We start from the raw sequence: 4,583 nt of genomic DNA, 5'->3' as shown, positions 1-4,583 counted from the left end.
CAGGTCTCTCCGAGTCCATCCTCGACGGTATCACTCGCGATACCGTCATCCAACTGGCCCGCGACATGGGCTATACGGTCCACGATGACACGGCAATCTCTCGCGGCCAGCTCTACACCGCCGACGAGCTGTTCTTCTCGGGGACCGCCGCCGAGGTGACGCCGATTCGGAGCGTCGACGACACCGAGATCGGCAACGGCTCCCGCGGCCCCGTCACCGAGGAGATCCAACAGCAGTTCTTCGACCTCGTCAATGGGGAACTTGGCGGCTACGAGGACTGGTTCCACTACGTCTAGAACGCCCACTTTTTGCACGCGAGCGCGGGGGCTCCCGCTTTGGGGCGCTTTTCAAGCACCCCGCTCGGCGGATGCTTGTATGTAGATCGATTAATAAATCGAGAACGAGTCATATGACGGCTCTCGTACCTTCTCATTGCTCCCCGCTTCGGTTGATGGAGAGGACTGAGTAAGCCATTCGACGACAGGATACTCAGGATCGAGGTGATGTAGCCGGCCACCAGCAAATCAGTGCGGAATGGGGGGCTACCGATTTATGAATCAGTTCTCGGCCGCGAAGTGAAGCGATCCACCACTCCCGGCAGTCAATGCTTTTTGATTCCGGCGGGAATCAATCGCCATTTCACAATTAGGACACTCGTAGGTGAGAGAATCGGCGAGTACGTGGATGGTCCAATCCCCATTAATGCGACTATCGTGACCGCATTCAGGGCAATAGAGTGTCGCCTTGTCGGCCGGCTGGCGCTCAGTAGTGGAAGTAGAGGGCGTCATTTCCGTATCTTCGCTCCGGACAGGGATAACCACGTCGTACTTCAGCCGAGTACTGATTCGTCAGTGACGGTAGACATGATAGATTCGGAGACGAAATTGAGCAGTTCGCAAACCGTTCTACGAGGTCCTCAAACGATAGCCTGCTTCAGGCCTTCTCGGTTTCCAACGCTTGTTCGATTCTACGGTCCGCCTGTTCGAGGCGGTTCTGAACGGTCGCATCCAGCGTCTCGTCGAAGTCGTTTTTCGCCAGCGCCTCGCCGACCTTCTCCAGTCGCGTCCGTGCGGCTTCCAGCGCGCGGTCGGCGCCCTCCGTATCCGACTGTTCGGCGCGTTCGGCGGCCCGCTGGGCGGACTCGGCGACCGCCTGCAGCGCGCGCTGGAGGCCGTCGAGGCCGCTCACGTCGATATCGTCCGGGTCGTCGGTCGCGCCACCGCCGTTCGTCGGCGTTTCGGTCAGGTCGTCATCGTCGTCGTCGGAATCCCCGTCGTCGCTGGTGTCGTCATCGTCGTCTCCCGCGAACTCGGGGGCTTGGCCGGCCGTTTCGGTCGAGATGTTCGCGACGAAGGACGCCAGCGACGCCTTGCCCGTCTGGGGGTCCTCGATAGTTCGTCGCTTCTCCCCGCTTGGGTTGACCCGGTAGGCGCCGGGGGTGTCGTCGGTGTCCCTAATTTCGGTCGTGTAGGCGCCGCCGCCGTGGACGTAGGCCGCGAACTGGTCGGGCGAATCCGGCTTGAAGTCGAACATGCGGCCGCCGAAGTCGTCCTCGATGGCCACCCGCTCGATGTCCGGGCCGTCGCTGGAATCTCCGTCGATCTTGACGGCGTTCTCGTTCGCCACGAGCGTGACCCGGCCGTCGGCACCGAGGGATGTGGGCGCCTCGCTTTCCCCGTCGACCGAGAGTCGTTCGCTGTAGGGGGCCGTCCCGGGGGCGTTGACCGTCAGGCGGTGCTCGCCGGGATCGACGTCCTGCATCACGACGGCGCCGCCGACGCTCGGGACGGCCGTCGGGTCGCTTTCCAGCAGACAGAACGAGAGCGTGCTGGTGGCCGTCGTCGTCACGCCGTTGCCGTCCGGGGCGTCGGCGTCCTCGACGGCCTCGCCGAGCGCGCCCGCAAGCGAGGTGGTCGGGCCGCCGTAGTCGATAGCATCGTAGCGGTCCGCCAGCACCCGCCGGTGGTTCGGGTCCGCGATGTCCGCCGCGGGATTCTCGTAGCGCGGCTGGTCCCACGGGACGCCGGAGGTGGTGAGGTGGCCGGCGATGGCGTCCTCGGCGAAGTCGGGAATCGAGAACTCGAAGCGAAGCATCGGGCCCGTGACGTCGTCGATATGTTCGAGTTCGGTCGAGGGTTCGAGTCGGTATTCTTGGTCCGCGTCGTCGCTGGGGTTCGCGGCGGGCGTGAACCGCAGCCCCGTCTCCCGGGTCGGGAAGTCCGTCGGCGGCGAGGATAGATCCGAGAAGGACCGCACCGTCAGATCCGCGGAGACGAACGACTCCTCGCTCACGTCGGGTAGGCGGTCGTCCTCGTAGAGTGGCTGGTCCTCGAGGGTCGGCATCGCGAAGGCGAGCGTCAGGCCCTCGTCCCGCGGGAGGCCGTAGGCCAGCGGAATCTCGGCGAGTTCTTCGACGCCTTCGATGAGTTGGTTCGTGATATCGGCACCGAGGTCGCTTGTCGGGAACCGCTGGAAGCGGTCCGGAGATGCGTTGACGCCGAGGCCGCTGGCGTGGGCGCCGAGTTCGGTGATGATCGACGGCGAGGTCTCGGGGTCGAGGAACTCGTTGTTCGGAATGTTCCGGCTGTGGGCGCTGGCGACGTAGAGCTGGGCTTCCTCGGTTTCGGTGTCGACGAAGACGTGCAGCACCTCCCAGTCGTGCCAGTGGAAGTTGGTCGTGAACTGGTCGAACACCGAGTACATCCAGAACTGGATGACCGCCAGCGTCGAATCCTCGTACTGGACGGCGTTGTAGAAGACGACCGGTTCGGGGGGTTCGCCTTCCTCCTCGAAGGCGCGGGTGTAGTCGTTGAGTGCCGAGAACCCGTCGACGACGGTCTGGCCGTCCGCGTCGGTCGTGTAGGGACGCGGGTCGGTCATGAACCACTTCTCGTAGCGGTCGAAGTAGACCTCGGGCGCGAACTGTTCGGCGAGCGCACGGGACTCTTCATCGTCGACCGAACTCGTCTCGGCGTCCTCGGGGTCGCTGAGCATCCGGCCGCCGACGGCGGCGCCACCGATGCCGAGGCCGCCCGCAGCGAGGGCCGCGAGCAGTCGTCGTCGGGACCACTCGCGAGGGTCCGCACGGGCGTTCAGGGACGCGTTGGAGCCCGATGTCATCGTAACCCCTGTTAGCGGGAGCCAGCAGAAGTACCTGCCGGCCAACCGCTCCCGACCGCTACCACCCGAACGGCACACCGAAGCGGGTTTATCCGCGCCGCCGCTTGCCTCGGCTATGTCTCTGTGTGTGACCTTCCTCGGGACGGGTGGGGCCGTGCCGACCACCCAGCGGAACACGAGTTCGGTCTTCGTTCGCCGGGAGGGCGACCGCTTCCTCTTCGACTGCGGCGAGGGGACCCAACGGCAGATGATGCGCTTCGGCACCGGCTTCGCCGTCGACGAAATCTTCGTCACACACCTCCACGGCGATCACGTCCTCGGCATTCCCGGCCTCCTCCAGACGATGGATTTCAACGAGCGGGAAGCGCCCATCACCATTCACGTCCCGGTGGGTACCCAGCCCGACATCGACCGCCTGATCTCGGCGACCGGCACCAACCCCTCGTTTCCCGTCCACATCGACCCCGTCACCGACGGCGACGTGGCCTACGAGGCCGACGACTACGAGATTCGTGCCTTCGAGACCGACCACGACGCCCGGTCGGTCGGCTACGTACTCGTCGAGGAGAAACGCAAGGGCCGGTTCGACCGCGAGCACGCCGAAGAACTGGGCGTTCCCGTCGGTCCGAAGTTCCAGAAACTCCACCGCGGCGAAAGCGTCGAACTCGACGACGGCACCGTCGTCGAACCCGAACAGGTCGTCGGCGAGCCCCGCCCCGGACGCAGACTGGTCTACACAGGCGACACACGCCCCTCGGACCGTACCATCGAGGTCTCCGAGAACGCCGACCTGCTGATCCACGATGCAACCTTCGCCGCCGACAACGCCGGCCGCGCCGGACAGACCGCTCACACCACCGCCGCCCGCGCCGCCGAACTCGCCAACGAGGCCGGCGTGAAACAACTGGCGCTCGTCCACGTCTCCTCTCGGTACGCTGGCAACGTCTCACCCATCGAACGGGAAGCGCGTGAAGTGTTTGAAGGGAAGCGTGCTTTCGTGCCCGACGACGGCGACGACATCGAGGTTCCGTTCCCGGAGTAGTTGCAGGTTCTGCTTCTGTCGATTAGTTATAAGTGGAGTTCAGCAACTGCGTGACCACAAGCACCTCGAAAGCCCTCGGCCCGCTGGCGGTCGCTAAGCGGGATACGCTCGCTACGCTCGCGTAGTGCCCGCTTAGCGACTATATAAACGCCAGACGGCCTCACGGGTCGCTTCGCTCCCCGTTCGGCCCTACCGAGACGCTCACTCCGTTCGCGTCTCGCGCGCCTCGCCCTTTCATTCCTCCAAGGACTGCACAGCCCTGCCCTTCCCCGGGTCGCGCGACGGCCCAAGGGGCCGCACGCGCTCCCGGCCGTTTGGTTATTTAAATGGCGCGCGCTGGCCGACCGCCGCGAACGCGGCCGTGAGCGGCGGTCGGACGAAATCCTGCGAGGGACGACCGACTAAGCGAAGCGAAGGAGGG

The 4,583-nt window shown here is 64.9% G+C and carries 3 protein-coding genes; 2 read left to right on the top strand and 1 reads right to left on the bottom strand.

Features of this window, described 5'->3' with window-relative positions:
* The coding region (locus tag V5A53_RS12980; RefSeq protein WP_332314043.1) for an aminotransferase class IV at window positions 1-296 on the top strand (296 nt) is incomplete at its 5' end.
* A gap of 637 nt (window positions 297-933) precedes the next feature.
* Here V5A53_RS12980 and V5A53_RS12975 read toward each other — a convergent pair.
* A complete protein-coding gene (locus V5A53_RS12975; protein WP_332314042.1) occupies window positions 934-3,120 on the bottom strand; it encodes a hypothetical protein in 2,187 nt (728 codons plus the stop codon).
* Window positions 3,121-3,235: 115 nt separating this feature from the next.
* Here V5A53_RS12975 and rnz point away from each other — a divergent pair, with 115 nt between their 5' ends.
* Window positions 3,236-4,162 (top strand): ribonuclease Z, encoded by a 927-nt coding sequence (rnz, locus tag V5A53_RS12970; RefSeq protein ID WP_332314041.1) that lies wholly within the window; start codon window positions 3,236-3,238, stop codon window positions 4,160-4,162.
* Window positions 4,163-4,583 lie beyond the last annotated feature (421 nt).

The sequence above is a fragment of the Natronomonas sp. genome (genome assembly GCF_036625485.1).
Lineage (GTDB): Archaea > Halobacteriota > Halobacteria > Halobacteriales > Haloarculaceae > Natronomonas.
The sequence above is the reverse complement of the archived record's forward strand: the minus strand, read 5'-3'. Positions and strand labels throughout refer to the sequence as shown.

Excerpts from the sequence above, each read along its gene's own strand:
- V5A53_RS12975 (WP_332314042.1), bottom strand. The coding sequence starts at position 3,120 with ATGACATCGGGCTCCAACGCGTCCCTGAACGCCCGTGCGGACCCTCGC.
- rnz (WP_332314041.1), top strand. The coding sequence starts at position 3,236 with ATGTCTCTGTGTGTGACCTTCCTCGGGACGGGTGGGGCCGTGCCGACC.